We start from the raw sequence: 1098 nt of genomic DNA on the forward strand, positions 1-1098 counted from the left end.
GCGCGGGCTGGACGGTGAGGTGATAAATGGTACGATGCGCATGCGTATCCCCCCGTATAGCTTGTGAGATAATGCCGCTAACCTGACGTTGCTCAACGTCGTTGAAAACCACCCGGAATTTCACAGACTGTAATAACAGTGATTCCAGATCAATATCGGCCCGTTTACTGACCAGCGTTAAGGATAGAGTAAATAATTCAGATAACTCCTCCTGTAAAGAAAATTCAGCTACCGCAAAAGTTTTTTCCGGCAAATCGGTAATATGACAGAGAAAGTGTAATCCATCGTTCATATGGACTCCTTATTTTTGGTGTTGATGTTTAAGTAAATGAGTAAATTGCTTGATATTTATCATGGTAAGTTTTCCTCAATTCCTACAGCGTTATTTCATATTCATGTACATGAATCGAAAATCGACTTCTTGATCGCCGTAATCTATCTTGCCTCCGGGGTATTCAACCCACTCACCTTTCCCGCGAGTCACTGTAACTTTTGCCATTTTGGTTTCATCCAGTTTGGGCTTAAAGATAATTTTCCATTTAGCTCCTGGAGTTAACCTGAGTCGAAAAGGGAGCATTTTTGATACTTCACCTTGTAAGAATATCCTGTTTGGACGACCTTCAACTACTTTCAAAACAGGGTAAATAACCGGGCTAAAATCAATCGTATTCGATGCAGGGATTTCGCTAATATCTGTCCGGGCAGCATCATTGATAAATGCGATTAAACCGGTTGCTGAATACGGAATAGCATCTTTCACCAGATGGCGGACATCGGTATAACTCACCGATACAAAGGCCCGATCAATCTTCCAATTACATCGGCCGCCGCCATTAAACGGTAATTTCGCCTGAAAGTAACCGGTTTGCGGATCAGCCTTTACATCCTCCAAACGTAATCCGTTATAAGTCGGTACCTTAAAAGGCGACATATTGGAATCCAGACGATATTTAAGGCAATCTTTTGATATATATACCCAAGAAACTTCAAGATGCAGTTTTTAGCACCTGAAAATGGTCGTTAATTCTAGACATCAGCGAGTCCGCTATATCCGGTAGCGTTGTGGTGAAAAATTTGAAGACGTTGTCTCGAAATTCA

At 41.7% G+C, this 1098-nt stretch carries 1 protein-coding gene and 2 pseudogenes; all 3 read right to left on the reverse strand.

Annotated elements, in window-relative coordinates; all coding sequences use genetic code 11:
* Positions 1-292 (reverse strand): contractile injection system protein, VgrG/Pvc8 family (locus EAE92_RS24075; protein WP_281422820.1); only part of this gene is annotated, 292 nt, incomplete at its 3' end.
* Positions 293-382: 90 nt separating this feature from the next.
* Positions 383-985 (reverse strand): annotated as a pseudogene (locus EAE92_RS24080) (hypothetical protein); the annotation flags it as partial.
* A 1-nt stretch (position 986) separates the two neighbouring features.
* Positions 987-1098: pseudogene (locus EAE92_RS24085) on the reverse strand (IS630 family transposase); the annotation flags it as partial.

Origin of the sequence: Photorhabdus hainanensis (assembly GCF_018448965.1) — a bacterium.
GTDB classification, from domain to species: Bacteria; Pseudomonadota; Gammaproteobacteria; order Enterobacterales; family Enterobacteriaceae; genus Photorhabdus; species Photorhabdus akhurstii.